This window comes from Phaeobacter sp. CAU 1743 (genome assembly GCF_039839315.1).
In the GTDB taxonomy this organism is placed as follows: Bacteria; Pseudomonadota; Alphaproteobacteria; order Rhodobacterales; family Rhodobacteraceae; genus Phycobacter; species Phycobacter gallaeciensis_A.
Genome location: NZ_JBDOQR010000005.1, coordinates 100,350 through 120,975, shown reverse-complemented (window position 1 = coordinate 120,975; position 20,626 = coordinate 100,350). Strand labels below are relative to the sequence as shown.

Annotated in this window: 18 protein-coding genes; 8 read left to right on the top strand and 10 right to left on the bottom strand. The window is 59.9% G+C overall.

The features are described 5' to 3' along the window. Positions 1 to 10: 10 nt before the first annotated feature. The 4 genes from AAFO90_RS03625 to AAFO90_RS03610 are packed head-to-tail and all read right to left on the bottom strand — an operon-like array spanning position 11 to position 3,286. Complete coding sequence (locus AAFO90_RS03625) at positions 11 to 1,195, bottom strand: aminotransferase class I/II-fold pyridoxal phosphate-dependent enzyme (RefSeq protein WP_347508536.1); 1,185 nt, start codon at positions 1,193 to 1,195, stop codon at positions 11 to 13. Further along, positions 1,196 to 1,720, bottom strand: coding sequence for a gamma carbonic anhydrase family protein (locus AAFO90_RS03620; protein ID WP_274828112.1), 525 nt, complete (start codon positions 1,718 to 1,720; stop codon positions 1,196 to 1,198). It lies immediately after the preceding gene. Next, positions 1,717 to 2,358: a guanylate kinase gene (gene gmk, locus AAFO90_RS03615; RefSeq protein WP_347508535.1), complete on the bottom strand. Its 642-nt coding sequence runs from the start codon at positions 2,356 to 2,358 to the stop codon at positions 1,717 to 1,719. The genes AAFO90_RS03620 and gmk overlap by 4 nt, the downstream gene beginning before the upstream one ends. A gap of 31 nt (positions 2,359 to 2,389) precedes the next feature. After that, positions 2,390 to 3,286, bottom strand: a complete 897-nt coding sequence (locus AAFO90_RS03610; protein WP_347508534.1) for a YicC/YloC family endoribonuclease — start codon at positions 3,284 to 3,286, stop codon at positions 2,390 to 2,392. Positions 3,287 to 3,552: 266 nt separating this feature from the next. Between AAFO90_RS03610 and AAFO90_RS03605 the strand changes: the two genes are divergently transcribed. Then, complete coding sequence (locus tag AAFO90_RS03605) at positions 3,553 to 4,380, top strand: PAS domain-containing protein (protein ID WP_274832241.1); 828 nt, start codon at positions 3,553 to 3,555, stop codon at positions 4,378 to 4,380. A gap of 222 nt (positions 4,381 to 4,602) precedes the next feature. On the opposite strand, the gene AAFO90_RS03600 is transcribed toward AAFO90_RS03605, so the two are convergent. Then, positions 4,603 to 5,985, bottom strand: coding sequence for a 3-deoxy-7-phosphoheptulonate synthase class II (locus AAFO90_RS03600; protein WP_274828108.1), 1,383 nt, complete (start codon positions 5,983 to 5,985; stop codon positions 4,603 to 4,605). Between the two features lie 184 nt (positions 5,986 to 6,169). On the opposite strand from AAFO90_RS03600, the gene AAFO90_RS03595 reads away from it, so the two are divergent. The 6 genes from AAFO90_RS03595 (at position 6,170) to AAFO90_RS03570 (ending at position 13,144) form a co-directional block, all read left to right on the top strand. After that, positions 6,170 to 7,177, top strand: a complete 1,008-nt coding sequence (locus AAFO90_RS03595) for a GlxA family transcriptional regulator (RefSeq protein ID WP_065270271.1) — start codon at positions 6,170 to 6,172, stop codon at positions 7,175 to 7,177. Between the two features lie 290 nt (positions 7,178 to 7,467). Further along, entirely contained in the window at positions 7,468 to 8,661 is a 1,194-nt protein-coding gene (locus AAFO90_RS03590) for an ABC transporter substrate-binding protein (protein ID WP_347508533.1), read from the top strand. Positions 8,662 to 8,761: 100 nt separating this feature from the next. Further along, the gene (locus AAFO90_RS03585) at positions 8,762 to 9,550 is read left to right on the top strand and encodes an ABC transporter ATP-binding protein (RefSeq protein ID WP_065270269.1); all 789 of its coding nucleotides are present in this window, start codon (positions 8,762 to 8,764) and stop codon (positions 9,548 to 9,550) included. Then, positions 9,547 to 10,380, top strand: coding sequence for an ABC transporter ATP-binding protein (locus tag AAFO90_RS03580; protein WP_082995958.1), 834 nt, complete (start codon positions 9,547 to 9,549; stop codon positions 10,378 to 10,380). The genes AAFO90_RS03585 and AAFO90_RS03580 overlap by 4 nt, the downstream gene beginning before the upstream one ends. A 431-nt stretch (positions 10,381 to 10,811) precedes the next feature. Continuing rightward, positions 10,812 to 11,822, top strand: coding sequence for a branched-chain amino acid ABC transporter permease (locus tag AAFO90_RS03575; protein ID WP_347508532.1), 1,011 nt, complete (start codon positions 10,812 to 10,814; stop codon positions 11,820 to 11,822). After that, complete coding sequence (locus AAFO90_RS03570) at positions 11,819 to 13,144, top strand: branched-chain amino acid ABC transporter permease (RefSeq protein WP_347508531.1); 1,326 nt, start codon at positions 11,819 to 11,821, stop codon at positions 13,142 to 13,144. Before AAFO90_RS03575 ends, AAFO90_RS03570 begins: the two co-directional genes overlap by 4 nt. A gap of 70 nt (positions 13,145 to 13,214) precedes the next feature. On the opposite strand, the gene AAFO90_RS03565 is transcribed toward AAFO90_RS03570, so the two are convergent. Next, positions 13,215 to 14,762 (bottom strand): helicase HerA-like domain-containing protein, encoded by a 1,548-nt coding sequence (locus AAFO90_RS03565; protein ID WP_347508530.1) that lies wholly within the window; start codon positions 14,760 to 14,762, stop codon positions 13,215 to 13,217. 544 nt (positions 14,763 to 15,306) lie between these two features. Here AAFO90_RS03565 and AAFO90_RS03560 point away from each other — a divergent pair. Then, positions 15,307 to 15,921, top strand: coding sequence for an invasion associated locus B family protein (locus tag AAFO90_RS03560; RefSeq protein WP_347508529.1), 615 nt, complete (start codon positions 15,307 to 15,309; stop codon positions 15,919 to 15,921). A gap of 116 nt (positions 15,922 to 16,037) precedes the next feature. Here the strand turns inward: AAFO90_RS03560 and AAFO90_RS03555 are convergent, their stop codons facing one another. The 4 genes from AAFO90_RS03555 to AAFO90_RS03540 are packed head-to-tail and all read right to left on the bottom strand — an operon-like array spanning position 16,038 to position 20,323. Next, positions 16,038 to 17,246, bottom strand: a complete 1,209-nt coding sequence (locus AAFO90_RS03555; RefSeq protein ID WP_347508528.1) for a beta-ketoacyl-[acyl-carrier-protein] synthase family protein — start codon at positions 17,244 to 17,246, stop codon at positions 16,038 to 16,040. Positions 17,247 to 17,275: 29 nt separating this feature from the next. Further along, a complete protein-coding gene (locus tag AAFO90_RS03550; RefSeq protein WP_274837055.1) occupies positions 17,276 to 17,533 on the bottom strand; it encodes an acyl carrier protein in 258 nt (85 codons plus the stop codon). A gap of 48 nt (positions 17,534 to 17,581) precedes the next feature. After that, positions 17,582 to 18,655, bottom strand: coding sequence for a UDP-3-O-(3-hydroxymyristoyl)glucosamine N-acyltransferase (lpxD, locus tag AAFO90_RS03545; RefSeq protein WP_347508527.1), 1,074 nt, complete (start codon positions 18,653 to 18,655; stop codon positions 17,582 to 17,584). Between the two features lie 42 nt (positions 18,656 to 18,697). After that, positions 18,698 to 20,323, bottom strand: a complete 1,626-nt coding sequence (locus tag AAFO90_RS03540; protein ID WP_347508526.1) for a L,D-transpeptidase family protein — start codon at positions 20,321 to 20,323, stop codon at positions 18,698 to 18,700. Positions 20,324 to 20,626: the final 303 nt, after the last annotated feature.

Here is a 20,626-nt window from a genome sequence, read left to right as displayed (position 1 = left end):
AACGGTTTTATTATGACGCCGCTGCCGCCGCGACCGCCTCGGAGAACACCGCCAGTAGCGCCGCCGGGTCCTCCAGACCAACCGACACCCGGAAGAACCCTTCGCTGAGGCCGAGGCCTGCGCGTTCTTCTGGCGTCAGGGCCCGGTGCGACGAGGATGCCGGATGCGACAGTGTGGTGCCCACATCACCCAGCGTCGGGGCAAAGTTCAGCCCGTCCGCCGCGCGGGTAAATGCGTTGGCCGCGGACCGGCCGCCTTCGAGTTCGAAGCTGACCATATTGCAGCCCTGCCCCTTGAGCAGATCCATGGCCCGGTCATGATCCGGGTGATCTTTGCGCGTCGGGTAGATCACGCGCTTGACACCCGGCATCCCGGCCAGATGATCGGCCAGCGCCGCCGCCGTGGCCTGGCTGCGCTCGAACCGCAGCTCAAAGGACAGCATGCCGCGCTCGGCCAGCCAGCAATCAAACGGGCTGGGTGTCATGCCGGTGGTGACGGAAAACACGCTGAGCCGTTCATTTAGCGCCGGATCGCGTGCCACCACATAGCCCAGCATCACATCGGAGTGGCCGGCCAGCAGTTTGGTGATCGAGTGGATGACGATATCGGCGCCGTGGTCGAAAGGCTGAAACCCGCGCGGCGTGGTAAAGGTATTGTCCACCACCAGCAGAATGCCGGTTTCCTTGCACAGGGCGGACAGCCCGTCGATATCCGCCACCGCCAGCGTCGGGTTCGACACGGTTTCGACCAGGATCATCTTGGTTTCCGGACGGATCGCAGCACGCACGGCCGCAATATCCGCCGGATCGGCAAGGCTGGTTTCGATCCCCAGACGCGGCAGGTCTTCCTTCATCAGGCGCAGCGAGCGGCCATAAAGCTGGTTGCCGCCGATCACGTGACCGCCGGTCTTTGTCAGCCCCAGCAGAACCGCAGAAACCGCTGCCATACCCGAACCGGTGACAACCCCGCCCGACATGCCTTCCATCGCATCCAGACGTTTGGCCACCACATCCGCGTTCGGATGTCCTTCACGGGAATAGGTATAGCCGTGCACGCGGCCTTCATACTGGTCATCCAGCGCATCAGGGGTTTCGCTGGCGTAAACCACCGAGGGGCTGAGCGGCGTCACGACCGGGTGGCTGGCACTATGGGGAAGCGGATCGGGCCGCATCAGCGAGCCTTTGGAATTTCTCATTTAATCGACCTTTTGCAGTTCTTCACGAAAGCGGCGCATGTTGTCCTGGTAATGGAGCGCGCTCCACTTCAGCTTTTCGATTGTTGCCTCATCTACCTGACGCACAACCTTGCCCGGAGCGCCCATGACCAGGGAGCCATCGGGAATTTCCTTGTTCTCGGTGATCAGCGCACCTGCCCCGATCAGGCAGTTCTTGCCGATCTTGGCGCCGTTCAACACGGTCGCGCCCATCCCGATCAGGGAGTTTTCGCCGATGGTGCAGCCATGCAGCATTACCTTGTGACCGATGGTGCAATTCTTGCCGATGCTCAATGGGAACCCAGCGTCAATATGCATGACGACGTTCTCCTGCACATTTGATCCTTCGCCGATGCGGATCTCTTCGTGGTCGGCGCGGATGGTGCAGCCGAACCAGACCGAAGATCCGGCCTCCATCACCACCTTGCCGACCAGGTTGGCATCGGGGGCAACCCAGGTATCTTCGTGGATCTCGGGCTTGTCTGTTCCAAGGGCGTAAAGGGTCATGACATTTCCTCAAACTCTGCTTGCAGACCGCGCACGTGATCCACCAGATGCGGTTGCTGGATCCGGCGCAGACGGGTCGCGGTGATGATGGTGCGCAGGGCTTCCTCGGTGGTGTCCAGATCGTCGTTGATCAGCACATGGTCATAGCTGCCCCAGTGGCTGATTTCGTCCCAGCTTTTCTCCATCCGCCGCTTGATGGTGTCGGCATCGTCCTGACCGCGGCTTTCCAGTCGGCGGCGCAGCTCGTGGATCGAGGGCGGCAAGAGGAAGGTCGACAGCGTGTGCTGGCCAAGGTCCGAATTGCGGATCTGCTGCGCACCCTGCCAGTCGATGTCAAACAGCACATCCTGACCCGCGTTGATCGCCGCCCGCACCGGTCCCTTGGGAGAGCCGTAGAAGTTGCCGAAGACATGCGCGTGTTCCAGCATCTCGCCTTCGGTGACGGCAGCTTTGAATTCATCCACCGTGCTGAAGTGGTAATCCTGACCGTCGACCTCTCCCTCGCGCGGGGCACGGGTGGTGGCAGAGACCGAGAACCGGATGCTGTCGTCCCAGCTCCGCAGCCGTTTCGCCAAAGTGGATTTGCCTGCGCCGGATGGCGACGACAGGATGATCAATAGGCCTCGCCGATCAGCCATCAGCTGCTCTCCTCAAATTCTATAGTCTGGGTCATTCGATGTTCTGCACTTGCTCGCGCATCTGATCTATTATCGCCTTCAACTCAAGCCCGACAGCGGTCAGATCGCTGCTTTGCGCCTTGGAGCACAGGGTATTGGCCTCGCGGTTGAACTCCTGCATCAGGAAATCCAGCTTGCGCCCTATCGGGCCACCGGCCTCTAACAGCTCACGCGCCGCACGCACATGAGCGGCAAGACGGTCGATTTCCTCGGTCACGTCTGCCTTGACCGCGATCAGCGCCAGTTCCTGCGCCAGACGGTCGGGGTCCATGCCATCGGAATTCGCCAGAACCCGTTCAAGATTGGTCTTAAGAGTTTCCGCGATTCTGGGCTTGCGCTCTTCTGCCAGAGCCGCCGCCGAAGCGCTGAGGGCCTCCACTTGGTCCAGTTGACGCTTCAATACATTAAGCAATTGGGCGCCTTCGGTCCGCCGCATTTCGGTGAGGCCCGCCAAAAGGGTTAAGAATTCGTCCTTCAGCGCGGCCACCAGCGGCGCCGGGTCGTCCTCTGTTACCGCGTGTTCCATCACCCCGCGCAGGGCTAGAATGTCCGATGCCGACGATGGTTTCAGGTCCACTCCCGCCGCCTGCGCGGCTGCTTCGGTCTGCGCCAGTGCCTCCAACACCGACGTCAGTGCCGCCGGGTTCAGTTGCAGTGGTCCGCCCCCCTCTTCCCGGCGCGTCAGCCGCAGGGTTAGCGAGACATTCCCGCGCGACAGGGATTTGGAAAGTGTTGACCTGACAAAGGGTTCAAGACCTTCCAGCCAGTCTGGAATGCGCAGGCGTAGGTCCAGCCCCTTGGCATTGACCGACCGGATTTCCCAGCTCCAGCTATGCGCATCAAGGCCCCCTTGGGCGGATGCGAATCCCGTCATGCTGTTCACTGTCATACGCTGTGCCCTTTGTCGTTTTCTGCGCGCGACAGTGCCACAAAGGGGCCCGCATGCACAACGGATACAGGCCGTATTCTTTGGTATAGAGGGGCTATCCGGATCCCGTTAACCATTGCTTGAAGAAATAGTCATAATTTGAATCATATTGTGTCATATTAATGAAGCAGTAAGGATTTGGGCGGATATTGTTAAGCAGCCTTAAGAAAGCTTAACCTGCCGCCGCGAACAGTCGGGATTCTCCCGGCAAGCAAAAGGACACGGACATGTTTTTCGGCGGTCGCAAAAGCTCTGGACAGAACAAGGGTCACGACAAGGTGGTTCCGATGGACAACTTCCGCAGCCACACGCCCGTGTCGGCGATGCGCCAGGCAGAAGCCTACTGGACAGCCCTGCGTCGGGGCGACGATATTCCCAGCCGATCGCAGATTGACCCGCGTGGTCTGGAAAACATCCTGTCCCAGACCTTCATTCTCGAACGCGTGGCGCCCGGAATCGCCCGGTTCCGCCTTGCGGGCCAGAAGGTCAACGAGATGGCAGGCATGGAAGTGCGTGGAATGCCGATCACGGCGTTCTTCACCCCCGATGCCCGCAAACAGCTGAGCGCCGCATTGGAGCATATGTTCGAAGCCCCCGCGATTGTTGAGTTGGAGCTGCAAACCGAACCCTCGCGTCTGCGGGGACGACGTGAGGCGCGGATGTTGCTGCTGCCGCTGCGCAGTGATCTTGGCGATGTCAGCCGCGCGCTTGGCGTCTTCGTCTCGGAAGGCAACCCGACGGGAACATCGCAGCGGTTCACGGTGTCCTCGATCGAGATGCGGACCATCTCGCAGGGCAGCACCGATGGCGAATTCAAGGCCAAGCCGCGCGAAGAGAAGCAAGATATCAATACGCCGAACCCTGGCTTTGCAGAAACACAGGAGCGGTTCACGACCGAAAAGTCCATTCTGGACGAGGCGCGCGCCCTTGCCGACCGCGGCACCCTGAAGGCCACGCCGGATGCAGAAAAACCGGGTGAAACCGCAGACGGCGGTGCCAGCCAAAAGGCGCCCAAACGTGGATCACATCTGCGTCTCGTGGTCAGCCGCGACTAAGCACAGACATAGCCGGAGCACTCCGGCCGAGATTCCGGTCCAAGGTCATAGCACCGGAAAATACGCCCCGCGGAAGAACTCCCGGGGCGTTCCCTTTTCTGCCAGGCTTCACCGTTTTCAAATCTGCCATGCAGCTCAAAGCAAAAAGCCGCCCCGAATGGAGCGGCTTTTCTTTTGTTATCAGCCCCCTACGCGCAACCCCTAAGGTAAGCGTCCCTAGCTTCAGCCAGCCTCGGCTGTCGCAGCGGCGCCACCGCGTTGACCGCGCAGGGTGGACAGCTCTTCCGCTACCAGGAACGCCAGTTCCAGCGATTGGCTGGCGTTAAGGCGCGGATCACAGGCCGTATGGTAGCGGTCGCTGAGGTTCTCATCGGTGACAGCCCGTACGCCGCCGGTGCATTCGGTGACATCCTGACCGGTCATCTCGAAATGCACGCCGCCGGGAATGGTGCCCTCGCTGGTGTGAACTGCGAAGAAATCGCGCACCTCGCGCAGAACGCTGTCAAAGGGCCGGGTCTTGTAACCGCTGGTGGACTTGATGGTATTGCCATGCATCGGGTCGCAGACCCATGTAACATTGGCGCCCTCTTCCTTCACCGCTTTGATAAGGCGCGGCAGATGATCCGCGGCCTTCCCGGCGCCGAAGCGGGCGATCAGCGTCAGACGGCCCTCTTCGTTCTCGGGATTCAGCTTGGCCATCAACTCCTTGAGGTCCTCGGCGGTGGTGGTCGGGCCGCATTTCAATCCGATCGGGTTCAGAACACCGCGGCAGAACTCCACATGCGCGCCGTCGGGCTGGCGGGTGCGGTCACCGATCCAGATCATGTGGCCGGAACCGGCCAGCCATTTGCCGGAGGTCGAATCAAGACGGGTCAGCGCCTCTTCATATTCCAGCAACAGACCTTCGTGGCTGGTGTAGAACTCAACCGTCTGAAGCGTATGCGCGGTGTCGTTGTTGACCCCGGCTGCTTTCATGAAATCCAGCGTGTCGGTGATGCGGTTCGCCATCTCGCGATAGGTCTCTGCCTTCTCGCTTTCGGTGAAACCGAGCGTCCAGGCGTGCACCTGGTTCACATCCGCGTAACCGCCGGTCGAAAACGCGCGCAGCAGGTTAAGCGTTGCAGCCGCCTGAGTATAGGCCTGCAGCATCCGGTTCGGATCCGGCACCCGCGAGGCCTCGTTGAAGGCCAGATCGTTGATGATATCACCGCGGTAGCTGGGCAGCTCAACACCATCCACCACTTCGGTCGGGGCGCTGCGCGGTTTGGCGAATTGCCCGGCCATCCGGCCCACCTTCACCACCGGCACCTTGGCGCCATAGGTCAGAACCATCGCCATCTGCAGCATCACCTTGAAGGTGTCACGGATTGCATCGGCGCTGAACTGTTCAAAGCTTTCGGCGCAATCGCCACCCTGAAGCAGGAAGGCCTCGCCGCGCCCGGCGGCTGCCAGGTGCTGTTTCAGACGCCGTGCTTCGCCCGCAAAAACCAGCGGCGGATACTTGGAAAGCTGCGCCTCGACGGCCGCAAGGGCCGCCGCGTCGGTATAGTCGGGCATCTGAACCCGCGGTTTCTGGCGCCAGGTCGATTTTTGCCACTCACTCATAGCTTTTCTCCGCTCAAGAGGTCTTTGGGTATTTTCGGGCCCCACGTATACAAAACCCCGTGGCCACTGGCCAGTTCAGAATTTGAACATCTTGACCCGGCGGCATTCCTGTGAGCACGGTCAAAGACAGCCAGAACGAGCCCGACTCTCTGCGCATTATCCACAACAGTCAGGGGCCCGCACCATGCAGAACCAACGTAAACGAGTTGAACTTTCCGAATCCGTCGGTCCGACCAAACGGTTCGTTTTTGTATTGCTCGAACGGTTCTCCATGCTTTCCTTTGCCTCAGCCGTTGAATGTTTGCGCATTGCCAATCGGATGAGTGGGCGCGAACTTTATTCATGGTCGCTGCTCGCAGAAGGCGGAGAGACGGTTACCTGCTCAGCCGGGACCACCTTTCAGCTTGATGGTGACCTCAGCGAACTGCAGCGCGATGACACCATCCTTTTGTGCGCTGGGATCGATGTTCAGGGCGCCACAAGCAAGAAGCTGCTGTCCTGGCTGCGGCGCGAGGCCCGCAAGGGATTGAAGGTGGGCGGGCTGTGTACAGCATCCTACGCACTGGCCAAGGCCGGGCTTCTGGACGGAAAACGCGCAACCATTCACTGGGAGAATGCGGATAGTTTCTCCGAGGAGTTTGAAGAGGTTGAGCTGACAAAGTCGGTGTTCGTCATCGATGGTAACCGGCTGTCGACGGCTGGCGGGACCTCTTCGATTGATTTGATGCTGAAACTCATTGCCAATGACCACGGTGAAGAACTGGCCAATGCGGTGGCCGATCAGCTGATCTATTCGTCGATCCGGACCGATCAGGACACCCAGCGCCTTTCGATCCCGACCCGGATCGGCGTGCGCCATCCGAAACTGTCGATGGTCATCCAGATGATGGAAAGCAATATCGAAGAGCCGATCAGCCCATCGATCCTGGCCCAGGATGTCGGCATGTCGACGCGCCAGCTGGAGCGACTGTTTCGCCGCTATCTGAACCGCAGCCCCAAGCGGTATTATATGGAGCTCCGTCTGCAGAAGGCGCGTAATCTGCTGATGCAGACCGACATGAGTGTCATCAACGTGGCGCTGGCCTGTGGCTTTGCCTCACCTTCGCATTTTTCGAAATGCTACCGAGCGCATTATGACACCACACCTTATCGTGAACGCGGCAGTAAATCGACACAGGCCGCCCCGCGCTGAATGCGTCGTTGCACGTGGCCCTGATCGGCCGATCCCGGATCACTCTCACGGAGAGCATTTGGCGGCCAATTTTGGCAACGCAGTCGCGTGATTGTGTTCTTTTCCTTTGCGGAGGAACGCTGTAAAGGCACGTCCCAGTCGGGTTTATAGATAAAAACCATGCCTGATGATGGAGGAATCGGCCCCAAAGCAAGCCGAGTGCGAAGCGAGGTCCAAATGGACTTTCTTTTTTCAAACGCCTTGCCTAGGGTCCAATGTGAACAGATTTGTTCCAACAAGGGAGTTTTCAAATGAAAAAACTACTGCTGGCCACAACGGCCGTTGCACTGACCGCGGGCACCGCATTTGCTGGTGGCCACGCCAAGGAAGTGAAACTGGGCGTTCTGCTTGGCTTTACCGGCCCGATTGAATCGCTGACCGCAGCCATGGGTGCCGGCGCCGAAATGGCAATGGCAGAAGCCACCGCATCCGGCAAACTGCTGGACGGCGCTTCGGTGACCTCTGTACGCGCAGATACCGGCTGCATCGACAACGGTCTGGCTGTTGCCAACGGTGAAAAACTGGTCGCTGAAGGCGTCAACGGCATCATCGGCGGTGACTGCTCGGGCGTGACCGGCGCGATCCTGCAGAACGTTGCGATTCCGAACGGTATGGTGATGATCTCCCCTTCGGCGACCTCGCCCGGGCTGACCACCATGGAAGACAACGACCTGTTCTTCCGCACCTCGCCCTCCGACGCCCGTGAAGGCGAAGTGATGGCCGAGATCCTGCAGGAGCGTGACATCAGCTCGATCGCCCTGACGTACACCAACAACGACTACGGCAAGGGTCTGGCGGACGCGATCAAGACCTCGTTTGAAAAGGTTGGCGGTGAAGTCACCATCGTGGCAGCCCACGAAGACGGGAAAGGCGACTATTCCGCCGAGGTTGCCTCGCTGGCTTCTGCCGGCGGCGACATCCTGGTGGTTGCCGGGTATCTGGACCAAGGCGGCCTGGGCATCATCCAGTCGGCGCTGGACAGCGGCGCCTATGACACCTTCGGTCTGCCCGGTGGCATGATCGGTGACAGCCTGCCCAAGAACCTGGGTTCCGACCTTGATGGCTCCTTTGGCCAGATCGCCGGTTCCGACTCCAAAGGCGCGGAAGTCTTTGCCGAAATGGCCAAGGCGGAAGGCTTTGACGGCACATCGGCCTATGCACCGGAATCCTATGACGCAGCGGCGCTGTTCCTGCTGGCCATGCAGGCTGCAGGCTCCACCGATCCGGCTGAATACGGTCCCAAGATCATGGAAGTTGCTAACGCTCCCGGTGAGCCGATCAACCCCGGTGAACTGGGCAAGGCACTGGAAATCCTGGCCGCTGGCGGCGACGTCGACTTCCAGGGTGCGACCGGCGTTGAGCTGATCGGCCCCGGTGAGAGCGCAGGCTCCTACCGTGAGATCGAAGTCAAGGACGGTGCAAACACCACCGTGAAATTCCGTTAATCCTGAACAGGATAACGCAAACGAGAGATCAGCCCGGCATCGTCCGGGCTGTTCCAAATTTAAAGACTGCAAAAAACAAGCAGTTAGGGGATGAAATGACATGATCGTCGTCGAGGACTTGCACAAGCACTTCGGCGGGTTCCACGCGGTTGATGGCGCTTCGCTTGAAATCGCAAAGGGCTCCATAACCGGTTTGATCGGGCCAAATGGCGCGGGAAAAACCACTCTTTTCAACGTGATTGCGGGTGTTCTTGAACCCACCTCCGGGCGGGTCACCATGGATGGTGAGGACATCACCGGCCTGCCCCCACATGAGCTGTTCCATAAGGGATTGCTGCGCACTTTCCAGATCGCGCATGAGTTTTCCTCGATGACCTGCCGCGAGAACCTGATGATGGTTCCGGGCAGCCAGTCGGGTGAGAGCCTGTGGAACACCTGGTTCGGACGCAAGCGCATCGCCAACGAGGAACGCGCCCTGCGTGCTAAGGCGGACGAGGTGCTGGAGTTCCTGACGATCAGCCATATCGCCGATCTGAAGGCGGGCGAAGTGTCCGGCGGTCAGAAGAAACTGCTGGAACTGGGGCGCACCATGATGGTGGATGCCAAGATCGTCTTCCTCGACGAGGTCGGCGCCGGCGTGAACCGGACCCTGCTTTACACCATCGCCGATGCGATCAAGCGCCTGAATGAGGAACGCGGCTATACCTTCGTCGTGATCGAACACGACATGGAGTTCATCGGCCGCCTCTGCGATCCGGTGATCTGCATGGCCGAGGGCAAGAAACTTGCCGAAGGTACGTTGGACGAGATCAAGGCCAACGAACAGGTGATCGAAGCTTACCTGGGCACCGGTCTGAAAAACAAAGACAAAATAGGGGCAGACGCATGAGCGGCAACCCGTATCAGGACGATCGTGGCAACAAGGATTCCACGATCACCAACACCCATGGCGCGGGCACGATGCAGCCTGCCCACCGCAAGAGCGGCCCCACAACCAAGGTCGAGGGCGACAGCCCCTTCCTGATCGGCGATTGCATGACCGGCGGCTACGGCAAGGGGCCGGACATCCTGCATGACTGCACCATCGCCGTGAACCCCGGAGAGATCGCCGTGATCGTCGGTCCCAACGGTGCCGGCAAATCCACCGCGATGAAGGCCGTGTTCGGCATGCTGAACGTACGTTCCGGCGCGGTGCGTCTGGATGGTGAGGATATCACCCAGCTTTCGCCGCAGGACCGCGTGGTCAAGGGGATGGGGTTCGTGCCCCAGACCAGCAATATCTTCACCTCGATGACGGTGGAGGAAAACCTGGAAATGGGCGCCTTCATCCGTACCGATGATTTCAGCGACACGATGGAGCAGGTCTATCACCTGTTCCCGATCCTGAAGGAAAAGCGCAACCAACCGGCAGGCGAGCTGTCAGGTGGTCAGCGTCAGCAAGTGGCCGTGGGCCGCGCGCTGATGACCCAGCCCAAGGTTCTGATGCTGGACGAGCCCACTGCGGGCGTGTCGCCCATCGTCATGGACGAGCTGTTCGACCGCATCATCGAGGTCGCCCGCACCGGGCTGCCGATCCTGATGGTGGAACAGAACGCCAAACAAGCCCTTGAGATCGCGGACAAAGGTTATGTCCTGGTCCAGGGTCGCAACGCCTATACGGGCACCGGTCAGGAACTGCTGGCCGATCCCGAAGTGCGTAAGTCGTTTTTGGGGGGCTGAGGCATGAGACTAAATCATCCCTTGCCCAAAATGACGTTTGGAGTGCCACTTGTTGCGCTACTGTTCGTGGGGCCATTGTCAGCCGCCGCAGATGATCGTCAATGGAGCTGCATCTCTAGCCACGCCTGCGTTTCGACCACGCCCTGCACGGAAAAGCCGGTTGCTTATTCAATTCGCCAAAGCGGTGGCTTGGTGGTCCTGAAAGCTGCCGAAAGTGAATTCCAATTGCTTCCACTTGCTCCGGCGGACGGGGCCGTACTCCGGGCCTACGGGCAACCGACGGTTGGTCAGGGCACTAGCTCTCTGACGTTGTTTGATGATCTTACGTTCGTCTACTCCAGCCACGTATCAATCGAAATGAACACGGTAACGGGACAACTCATGGGACTTTCGGTCTCAGTGTTGGGAACCTGTGAAACGGTGGTGTCGTAATGGAACTCCTGAACGCCCTTGTGGCCTTTACAAACTTCGTTGGCGTGCCCGCCATCGCCTATGGCAGCCAGCTTGCCATCGGCGCGCTCGGGGTGACGCTGGTCTACTCCGTCTTGCGGTTCTCGAACTTTGCACATGGTGACACCATGGCATTCGGGACCATGGTGACGATCCTGTTCACCTGGTGGTTCCAGTCGATGGGCATCAGCTTTGGCCCGCTGCCCACCGCACTGCTCGCGCTGCCCTTTGGTATCGTGCTGACCATGGGGCTGATGCTGGTCACCGACCGCACCGTCTACCGCTTCTATCGGGAGCAGAAGGCGAAACCGGTGGTCTTCGTCATGGTCTCGCTTGGTGTCATGTTCATGATGAATGGCATCGTCCGCTTCATCATTGGCCCCGGCGATCAGCGGTTCGCCGATGGGGAGCGTTTCATCATCAAGGCGCGCGCCTTCAAGAAGATGACCGGTCTGGATGAGGGGCTCGCCATCAAGACCAGCCAGGGCATCACCGTGATCACCGCCGTGATCGTCGTGGCGCTGCTGTTCTGGTTCCTCAACAAGACACGAACCGGCAAAAGCATGCGCGCCTATTCCGATAACGAGGATCTGGCGCTGCTGTCGGGCATCAACCCCGAGCGGGTGGTGATGTACACTTGGCTGATCGTGGCAACGCTGGCGACCATTGCCGGGGTTCTTTATGGCCTTGATAAGTCGTTCAAACCCTTCACCTATTTCCAGCTGCTGCTGCCGATCTTTGCCTCTGCCATCGTCGGTGGTCTGGGCAGCCCGATCGGGGCTATCGCAGGTGGCTTCATCATCGCCTTTTCCGAGGTGACGATCACCTATGCCTGGAAAAAGGTCGCAACCTACGTGCTGCCGGAAAGCATAGCGCCTGACGGGCTGATGCAGCTTCTCAGCACGGATTACAAATTCGCGGTTTCCTTCGCGATCCTGATCATCGTCCTGTTGTTCAAACCCACGGGCATCTTCAAAGGAAAATCGGTATGAGCGATACAGTGAAACACACGCTGCTGTTCGTCTTTGTCGGCGTTCTGATCCTGCTGGAAGGCTCTACCACCTTCCTCAACGTCTTCTCCGGCTCGTGGAACTCGGCGCTGGTGATCCTGAACATGGGGCTGATCTCGGCCATCATGGCGCTGGGGGTGAACCTGCAATGGGGCTTTGCCGGCCTGTTCAACGTCGGCATCATGGGCTTTACCGCGCTTGGCGGTCTGGCCGTGGTTCTGGTCTCTACCGCGCCCACACCGGGCGCCTTCACTGCTGGTGGCATGGGCATCCTGATGGCGCTGGTGATGGGCGCGCTGACAGTGGTTGGCGCGGTTGCCGTCTACCGGTTCATGGCGCCGGGCATTGCCCGCACCCTGACCCTGCTGGCGGTGCTGGTCGTCGGTTTCTTCGTCTACCGCGCGCTGTTTGACCCCTCGGTCGAGGCGGTCGAGGCGATCAATCCCGCGCTGGAAGGTAACATCGGTGGTCTTGGCCTGCCGGTGCTGCTGGCCTGGCCCGCAGGTGGTCTGCTGGCCGCCGGGGCAGCCTGGTTGATCGGCAAGACGGCGCTGGGTCTGCGCTCTGACTATCTGGCGATTGCCACGCTGGGCATTGCGGAAATCATCATCGCGGTCCTGAAGAACGAAGACTGGCTGTCGCGCGGCGTAAAAAACGTCGTCGGCCTGCCCCGCCCGGTGCCTTACGAGGTGGATCTGCAGAACGATCCCGCCTTTGTTGAGCGCGCGGCGAGCTGGGGTCTGGATGCGGTCGAAGGCTCCACCATCTTTGTGAAGCTGGGCTATTCCGTGCTCTTCACCGTGGTGCTGCTGGCGCTTTTGTGGATGGCTCAGATGGCGCTCAAAAGCCCGTGGGGCCGGATGATGCGCGCGATCCGCGACAACGAGGTCGCAGCCGAAGCCATGGGTAAGGACGTCACCCGCCGTCACTTGCAGATCTTTGTACTTGGCTCGGCCATCTGCGGCATCGCCGGCGCGATGATGACGACGCTCGACAGTCAGCTTACGCCAGGCACCTATAACCCGCTGCGCTTTACCTTCCTGATCTGGGTGATGGTGATCGTTGGCGGCTCCGGCAACAACTTTGGCGCCGTGCTGGGTGGTATGCTGATCTGGTTCTTCTGGATCAAGGTTGAGCCGATGGGTATCGAGCTGATCAAGCTGGTCACCGCCGGTATGGCGGATGGTAGCTGGCTGAAGGACCACCTGATGGAAAGCGCATCGCACATGCGGCTCTTCACCATGGGGCTGATCCTGCTGCTGGTGCTGAGGTTCAGTCCACGCGGATTGATACCTGAGAAATAAGCCTGAAAACAAAAAGCGCCGCCCCGAAGATCCGGGGCGGCGTTTTCTATTGGTAAAGGAGCCAGCCGGGTCAGCGCCCTTTGAACAACCCGCCCAGGATCCCGCGCACGATGCGGCGACCGGTGGTGCCTTTCAACTCTTTGATCACTGCTTCGGAGAGGGCCGAACCAAAGGTATCCTTGGGCCTGCCATAGCTGCGCGAAGTTGACCGGCTGACACGGCTGCCCGAATAGCGCCGCGCGGCGTTGAACTCTCGCGCCATCGGCTCTGGCGCGGCTTCAGCCTGCTCCTCGGCCACCTCGGCTTCGGTGGCCGCCTGAGCTGCCCGCTGCGCCAGGATTTCATAGGCCGAATGCCGATCCAGCGTCTGGTCATATTTCCCCGCCATTCCCGACGCTTGCAGAGCCGCCTTGCGCTCCACATCGGTGATCGGCCCCAATTGGGACGAGGGCGGCCGGATCAGGGTACGTTCCACCACGCCGGGCACGCCCTTCTTTTGCAGCATGGATGTCACCGCCTCCCCGACGCCAACCTCGCGAATTGCATCCTCGGTCGAAAAGCGCGGGTTCTCGCGGTAGGTTTCAGCCGCCAGTTTCAGGTTCTTGCGATCCCGCGCGGTGAAGGCGCGCAGGGCGTGCTGGATCCGGTTGCCGAGCTGACCAAGGATATCCTCGGGCACATCCGCCGGGTTCTGGGTGATGAAATAGATCCCGACGCCCTTGGACCGGATGAGGCGCGCCACCTGCTCCACCTTGTCGATCAGCGCCTTGGGGGCATCGTCGAACAGCAGGTGCGCCTCATCAAAGAAGAACACCAGCCGGGGTTTGTCGGGATCGCCCACCTCTGGCAGCTCCTCGAAGAGTTCGCTCAGCAGCCACAACAGGAAGGTCGCGTACAGCCCCGGTGCTGCCATCAGCTTGTCCGCGGCCAGAATGTTGATCATGCCGCGCCCCTCTGCATCGCAGCGCATCAGGTCCGAGAGCTCCAGCGCCGGTTCGCCAAAGAATTGCCCGCCGCCCTGATTTTCCAGCACCAGCAGCCGCCGCTGAATGGCCCCGATCGAGGCGGTCGAGACATTGCCATAGCGCAAGGACAGATCGGCCCGGTTCTCCCCCGTCCAGACCAGCAGCGCCTGAAGGTCCTTCAGATCCAGCAGCGGCAAACCTTCTTCATCCGCAAGGCGGAAGGCGATGTTCAGAATGCCTTCCTGTGCTTCGCTGAGCTCCAGCAGACGCGATAGCAGCAAGGGCCCCATTTCGGCCACGGTGGTTCGCACCGGGTGGCCCTGCTGGCCATAAAGGTCCCAGAAGGTCACCGGGCAGGCGTGATAGTGATAGGTGTCAAATCCGATGGTCTGCGCCCGGCTGGTAAAGGCCTCGTGCAGCTTGTGGCTCACCGTTCCGCTTTTGGCGAGGCCCGAAAGGTCGCCTTTGACATCGGCCAGGATGACGGGAACGCCTGCGTTGGAAAAACTCTCGGCCAGGATCTGCAGCGTCACGGTCTTGCCAGTGCCAGTGGCGCCCGCGATCAGCCCGTGCCGGTTGGCGTATTTCAGGGCCATCTCCTGCGGGATGCCATAACCCTCGCTGCCGCCGCCCAGGAAGATCTTGTCGCTCATGCCTGTTTCCTACTCGCCTGCGTTCGAGGATCCGGTGGCTGCGAACCCCGATGTTCCGGCCCCGCTGATCGTCATCCGAACGCCCACACAGTTAATTAACCTTTATACTGAATACTTAGAACTGCCCGCCCACGCAAATAAGGATGTGAGGGCGGTCATTTCCTCCCTGTCAGACTGGCCGTGCCACCGAGCACGGCCTTTTTTTGTGCACCGACAGGTGATGGATACCCTCAAAATCATGGTTAAAAGTTCGTAAATCGGTCAAACCCCTTTCTGGGGTACCTTGCTGTAATTTTTTTGTCATTCCATGTTGACCACAGGCCGGGGCTTTCGTAACGTCCCTACCAATAACTAAGTCGGCCAGTCCGACGGGGAGAAAAAAACAAAAGGGAACCCGTTAGGTTCCCTTTTTTCTTTGTTTCCAAAATCTTCGCTCTGATCATCCTGCCGTGCATTTCCCCGCCGATAGGCCGATAATGACCTGACACCACATGTGCATCGTGCTAGATCCCGTATCGGACGTCCTGACATAAAAGAGGCACTCATGATCAAGTCCCTGACACCGATCGCCCTGGCTGCGATGATCGCAACAACTGCGCCTTTGCATGCGCAGGAAACGCAGAACTCCGGCGCCGAGGCGGCTGCACCCTCTGCGGATCAAATGCTGGACCTGGGGCAGCCCGTCGATGACGGCACTCCGGCGATTGGGGATCGCTATGCAAAAGAAACCCACGGCGACTGGGATCTGGCTTGCATCAAGACCGAAACAGAAACCGACCCCTGTTCACTGCTACAGATCCTGACTGCGCCCGATGGCAACCCGATGGCCGAGGTTTCGCTGTTCCGCATCGATCAGACAGGCGGACAGGCTGTTGCTGGGGCAACCGTAATCGTACCGCTGGAAACGCTGCTGCCTGCGGCCCTGACCATTTCGGTCGATGGCGCCCCGAGCAAGCGCTACAACTATTCCTTCTGCAACCCACTGGGCTGCGTGGCGCAGGTCGGCTTTACCCAAGGCGACATCGATGCATTCAAGAAGGGCACCGAAGCCACCCTGTCCCTGCGCCCTGCCCCGGCGCCGGATCAGCTGATCGAACTGAAAATGTCGCTGAAAGGGTTCACCGCTGGCTACAATGTCGTCGACGTGGTCTCCCAATAAGATGAGAACTCACGCTCCCGCCACCCGGCGGGCGTGATCAGACAACGATAAAAGCCACCGCAGCGACTGCTGACGGTGGCTTTTCTTTTTTTCGGCAAGCCCGGGCAGCGCTCCGTTCAGATCTTTTTCAGCGCCAGAACCGCGTTCAATCCACCAAAGGCAAAGGCGTTGCTCAGCGCCACATCCACCTTTGCCTCTCGCGCCTCATTGGGCACCACATCCAGAGCGCATTCCGGGTCTGGTTCCTCATAGCCGATGGTGGGGGCAATCACCCCATCGCGCACGGCCATGATACAGGCCAGAAGTTCCACCGCCCCGGTGCCGCCGATCAGGTGACCATGCATGGATTTCGTCGAAGAGATCATCAGCCGGTCCGCATGCGGACCAAAGACATCCGCCACCGCGGCACATTCGGTTTTGTCATTCGCTGCAGTGCCGGTCCCATGGGCATTGATATAGCCAACGCTTTCAGGCGCCACTCCGGCATCCTGCAGGGCGCCAGCGATTGCGCGGGCCGCGCCCTGTTTGCTCGGCATGACGATATCCGCCGCGTCCGAGGACATGGCGTAGCCCACCACCTCGCAGAGGATCTCCGCACCGCGGGCGCGGGCGTGTTCGTAGTCTTCAAAGACAAACACGCCGGCGCCTTCGCCCTGCACCATGCCGTTGCGGTTGGCGCTGAACGGGCGGCAGGCATCGCGGGACATGACCCGCAACCCTTCCCAGGCCTTGACCCCACCAAAGCACAGCATCGATTCCGATCCGCCTGTGACCATCGCAGGCGCCATGCCGCTGCGCACCATCTGAAACGCCTGGGCCATCGCATGATTGGAGGAGGCGCAGGCGGTGGAAACGGTGAAACTCGGCCCTTTGAGGTTGAATTCCATTGACACATGGCTGGCGGCTGCGTTGTTCATCAGCTTCGGCACAACGAAGGGGTGGACGCGGTTTTTGCCGTCCTCATAGACCGAGCGGTAATTGTCATCCCAGGTTGATACGCCGCCGCCGGCGGTGCCCAGAACCACTCCGGATTTCGCTGACAGATCGCCGTGGAATTCGATTCCGGACTGCGCAATCGCCTCTTTGGCGGCGGTCAGAGTGAACTGGGTGAACCGGTCATAGAGGCTCATCTGTTGCCGGTTAAAACGACCCTCGGCCTCAAAGCCCCGGACCTGGCCACCGATCTGAATCGACAGACGCTCCACATCGCGAAATTCCAGCGCGCCGATGCCACAACGCCCCTCGCGCATCGCCTCCATGGTGGCTGGCACCGAATGGCCAAGAGCGTTGATGGTGCCGGCGCCGGTGATTACTACGCGTCTCATTCAGATCATCCTTGATCCCAGAGGGGGCATCACTGCTTAGCAGCGGTCAGCTTTTCGATGCCCGTGATGATCGCCGCGACATTGGTGATGTCGAAATCGCTTTTTTCCGGTTCATTGGCATTGAACGGAATGGTGATGTCGAACTCTTCCTCGATAGCAAAGATGCTTTCAACGAGGCCGAGACTATCGATGCCCAGATCCTCAAGCGTGCTGTCGAGTGTCACATCCGATGGCTCCAGCACCGCTTGTTCCGCGATAATTTCGATTACCTTGTCCTTGATGCTCATACCGGGTCCTTGATCCTTAAGGCTGGCGCAGATGTAATCTCTGTGCCGTTATTTTAAAACTGCCTTTTTCAGCGCTTCGATATCGCGCATCAGTCGGGGCAGCCTGCGTTGTGCCTTATAGACTTCGGTATGTGTCTCCATTTTGACAGCGGGATAGCCCATCATCACACGGCCTGCGGGCACGTTCGAAAGGATCTTTGTCCCGCCGCCGGCAATCACTCCGTCGCCGATAAAGATATTATCGACCACGCCGCATTGCCCGCCAAGAACCACGTTGTTGCCGATATCGACCGAGCCAGAGGTTCCGGTCTGCCCGCACAGAAGGCAATCGCGCCCAACGCGGGTGTTGTGGCCAACATGCACAAGGTTATCGAGCTTGGTGCCATCGCCAATCACCGTGTCGCGGATGGTGCCGTTGTCGACGGTGCAATTGGCGCCCACTTCTACATCGTCGCCGATGGTGACCGAACCAAGGGAATGAATGCGCAGCCAGCTTTGCGGTTTTGCATCGCCCTGATCGCCCAGCGTCTTGCGCACGGTCTCCGCGCCGGAAATTTCGGGCGTTACATAGGAAAACCCATCGCCACCGATGCGCGCGCCGGGCTGGGCGCGGAACCGCGCACCAACGGTGACGCGGGCGCCGATTGAAACCATTTCACGCAGCTGCGCCTCGGCGCCCATCGTGACTTCGGCGCCGATGTGGCATTGCGGACCGATGATGGAATTGTCGCCGATCTTTGCCCCGGCCCCGATCACACAGAGCGGACCAATGCTGACCCCGTCCCCAATCTCCGCGCTGGGATCAATGACGGCTGAGGGGTGAATGCCGGAGCCAAAGCCCTGGCCCGGATCCATCATACTGGTGAGACCGGCCATGGCCATACGCGGCCGGGCTGCGAAAATAGCCGCCTTCAGCCCCATTGACTGCCAGTCGGCGCCTTCCCAGAGCATGGCAACCTGGGCTGCGCCCTCGGCCAGCGCCTCGGCATATTTCGGAGAGGTTGCAAGCGCCAGATCGCCGGGACCTGCGTCTTGCGGTTCGGCCGTACGCGCCACCTCGATAGAAACATCGCCTTCGCAGGCAGCACCTAATGCATCAGCAATCTGACGGACAGTATACATATGGGGCCCTTCCTCACGTCTGTTGAAGACGGGCCCCAGAGATCAGCCCTGCACGCCCGGCAAGGCGACCCCTGCCCGCTGCAAGGCGTCCCATACCTTGGCGTCGCGTCCATAGACATCCCGCCGGAACTCGGCCCGTCCTTTGCCCGAGACATAAGCCGTCCGGTAGATAATGTGAACAGGCACCTTCTGTTCCAGCTCCACTTTGGTTTCTTTTCCGGAGCTTAGGATCCGCTGAAAGAATGCCTTGGGATCTTCGGTCTGCCGCGCCAGCAGCGCATAAGCAAACTCAAAGGGCTGCGCCAGGCGGATACAACCGTGGGAGAAGGCCCGGACTTCGCGGCTGAACAGGCTCTTTTGCGGCGTGTCGTGCAGGTAGATGTTGTATTTGTTCGGGAACATGAACTTCACCAGCCCCAGCGCATTGCTCCGGCTCGGCGGCTGGCGCATCGAGTATGGAAAGTTGCTTCTGGTGTACTGAGAGAAGTCCGCTGAGTTGCGGTCGACGACACGGCCCTGACGGTCGGTAATCAGAATGTGACGGACTGCATTCGGGTTGTTGCGCAGTTTCGGCAGGTATTCCTTGGTAATGATCGAGCGCGGCACGTGCCAGCTCGGGTTGATGATCATGTGTTCCATGACATCCGAGAATTCCGGCGACCTGCGGTCGTGCTGGTTCTTGCCGATCACGGACCGGGTTTCAAAGGTCACGTCGCCACGGTCGACAATCTTGGCCGTGAAATCGGTCTGGTTCACCAGGATATGACGCTCACCGCGTTCGGGTGACAGCCAGCGCTCCCGCTCCATCGCCACCACCACGGATTTCAGCCGTTCGGTAACCGGTTTGTTGAGCTCGGCAATGGTGCCGTCCCCGGCAACGCCGTCGACCTCCAGCCCGTGGTCCGACTGGAACTTCTGCACCGCCTGTTCCACATCCATGTCAAACGCGGCGGTGGCGCTGCGGGGCAGATATCCCATTGCTACCAGCCGGTCGCGCAGCGCGATCACAGCAGGTCCGGTGTCACCCGGCTCAAGCTTGCCCTTCGGAACCGTGGTGCCCCAGCCGCCTTTGGCGACCAGCTGCTCAAGACGGAATTTCTCCCGCAGCAAGGCGCGGTATTGCGGCGAGGCGGGCACCAGCGAGCGCATATAGGCCATCGGCTGGTTGTCCCGGATGCCTTCCAGATAGGTCACCGGATCGGTGGTATGTTTCTTGCGAACGATCCCGTCGTCGATCGAGCCGGGATCAAGAAGGCCGGTCTGCAGGTCAGTGGCATAATTCACGTAAGCCGTGCTCAGCGCCGCTTCGATCTGCCCCAAATCGCGGGCCGACCGTGCATTGCGCATCTGCTCCATCAGCGACGCCGCCAGGGCAGACTGGTCCGGCAACCCGTGGGCCGAGGCCTCTTCCAGCGCACGCAGCAGCGCGGCCCGGCGCTGCATCGATTCTTCGCCCGGCGCGGTCCAAATCGGGGTGTAAGCGGATTCGCGGTAGAATTTGGCAACGGCGTCTTCGTTCGCTGCGAACTCAGCAACCGATTGCTTGAAGGCCGTGACCTGCGCCGAGGCACCACTAGGCGCAAAGGCGACTGTGGCACCGAATAGAGCCAGAGCGAAAACGCCGGACCGAACCTGCGGCAGAACTCTGCTATAAAGTGCTGTTTTCATTGACGCGCGACCCCCTGATGACGATGCCATTAAATCTTCCCTCTACTACATGAATCTTTAGTAAAAAGAAGCAAGACGCAGCCCCCATTTACACATCGTAAACCAATAGTTGAGAGCCTATTTTCGGCGGTTCTCGAACTTGTGACCAGTGATTTTGGTGCTTTTTGATGGGGAAATCTTAACGGAACGTCCCCTTTTGCGCAAAAAATTGCCGAAAATCCGAAGAAAACAGGGATAAGACCAATCGAAACTTGGATCGTGATTCCCCCTGTGTCATAGAAGTCACGTGCCGGGAAATACGGC

Coding starts and splice junctions, on each gene's coding strand:
- AAFO90_RS03625 (WP_347508536.1), bottom strand. CDS start 1,195: ATGAGAAATTCCAAAGGCTCGCTGATGCGGCCCGATCCGCTTCCCCAT.
- AAFO90_RS03620 (WP_274828112.1), bottom strand. CDS start 1,720: ATGACCCTTTACGCCCTTGGAACAGACAAGCCCGAGATCCACGAAGAT.
- gmk (WP_347508535.1), bottom strand. CDS start 2,358: ATGGCTGATCGGCGAGGCCTATTGATCATCCTGTCGTCGCCATCCGGC.
- AAFO90_RS03610 (WP_347508534.1), bottom strand. CDS start 3,286: ATGACAGTGAACAGCATGACGGGATTCGCATCCGCCCAAGGGGGCCTT.
- AAFO90_RS03605 (WP_274832241.1), top strand. CDS start 3,553: ATGTTTTTCGGCGGTCGCAAAAGCTCTGGACAGAACAAGGGTCACGAC.
- AAFO90_RS03600 (WP_274828108.1), bottom strand. CDS start 5,985: ATGAGTGAGTGGCAAAAATCGACCTGGCGCCAGAAACCGCGGGTTCAG.
- AAFO90_RS03595 (WP_065270271.1), top strand. CDS start 6,170: ATGCAGAACCAACGTAAACGAGTTGAACTTTCCGAATCCGTCGGTCCG.
- AAFO90_RS03590 (WP_347508533.1), top strand. CDS start 7,468: ATGAAAAAACTACTGCTGGCCACAACGGCCGTTGCACTGACCGCGGGC.
- AAFO90_RS03585 (WP_065270269.1), top strand. CDS start 8,762: ATGATCGTCGTCGAGGACTTGCACAAGCACTTCGGCGGGTTCCACGCG.
- AAFO90_RS03580 (WP_082995958.1), top strand. CDS start 9,547: ATGAGCGGCAACCCGTATCAGGACGATCGTGGCAACAAGGATTCCACG.
- AAFO90_RS03575 (WP_347508532.1), top strand. CDS start 10,812: ATGGAACTCCTGAACGCCCTTGTGGCCTTTACAAACTTCGTTGGCGTG.
- AAFO90_RS03570 (WP_347508531.1), top strand. CDS start 11,819: ATGAGCGATACAGTGAAACACACGCTGCTGTTCGTCTTTGTCGGCGTT.
- AAFO90_RS03565 (WP_347508530.1), bottom strand. CDS start 14,762: ATGAGCGACAAGATCTTCCTGGGCGGCGGCAGCGAGGGTTATGGCATC.
- AAFO90_RS03560 (WP_347508529.1), top strand. CDS start 15,307: ATGATCAAGTCCCTGACACCGATCGCCCTGGCTGCGATGATCGCAACA.
- AAFO90_RS03555 (WP_347508528.1), bottom strand. CDS start 17,246: ATGAGACGCGTAGTAATCACCGGCGCCGGCACCATCAACGCTCTTGGC.
- AAFO90_RS03550 (WP_274837055.1), bottom strand. CDS start 17,533: ATGAGCATCAAGGACAAGGTAATCGAAATTATCGCGGAACAAGCGGTG.
- lpxD (WP_347508527.1), bottom strand. CDS start 18,655: ATGTATACTGTCCGTCAGATTGCTGATGCATTAGGTGCTGCCTGCGAA.
- AAFO90_RS03540 (WP_347508526.1), bottom strand. CDS start 20,323: ATGAAAACAGCACTTTATAGCAGAGTTCTGCCGCAGGTTCGGTCCGGC.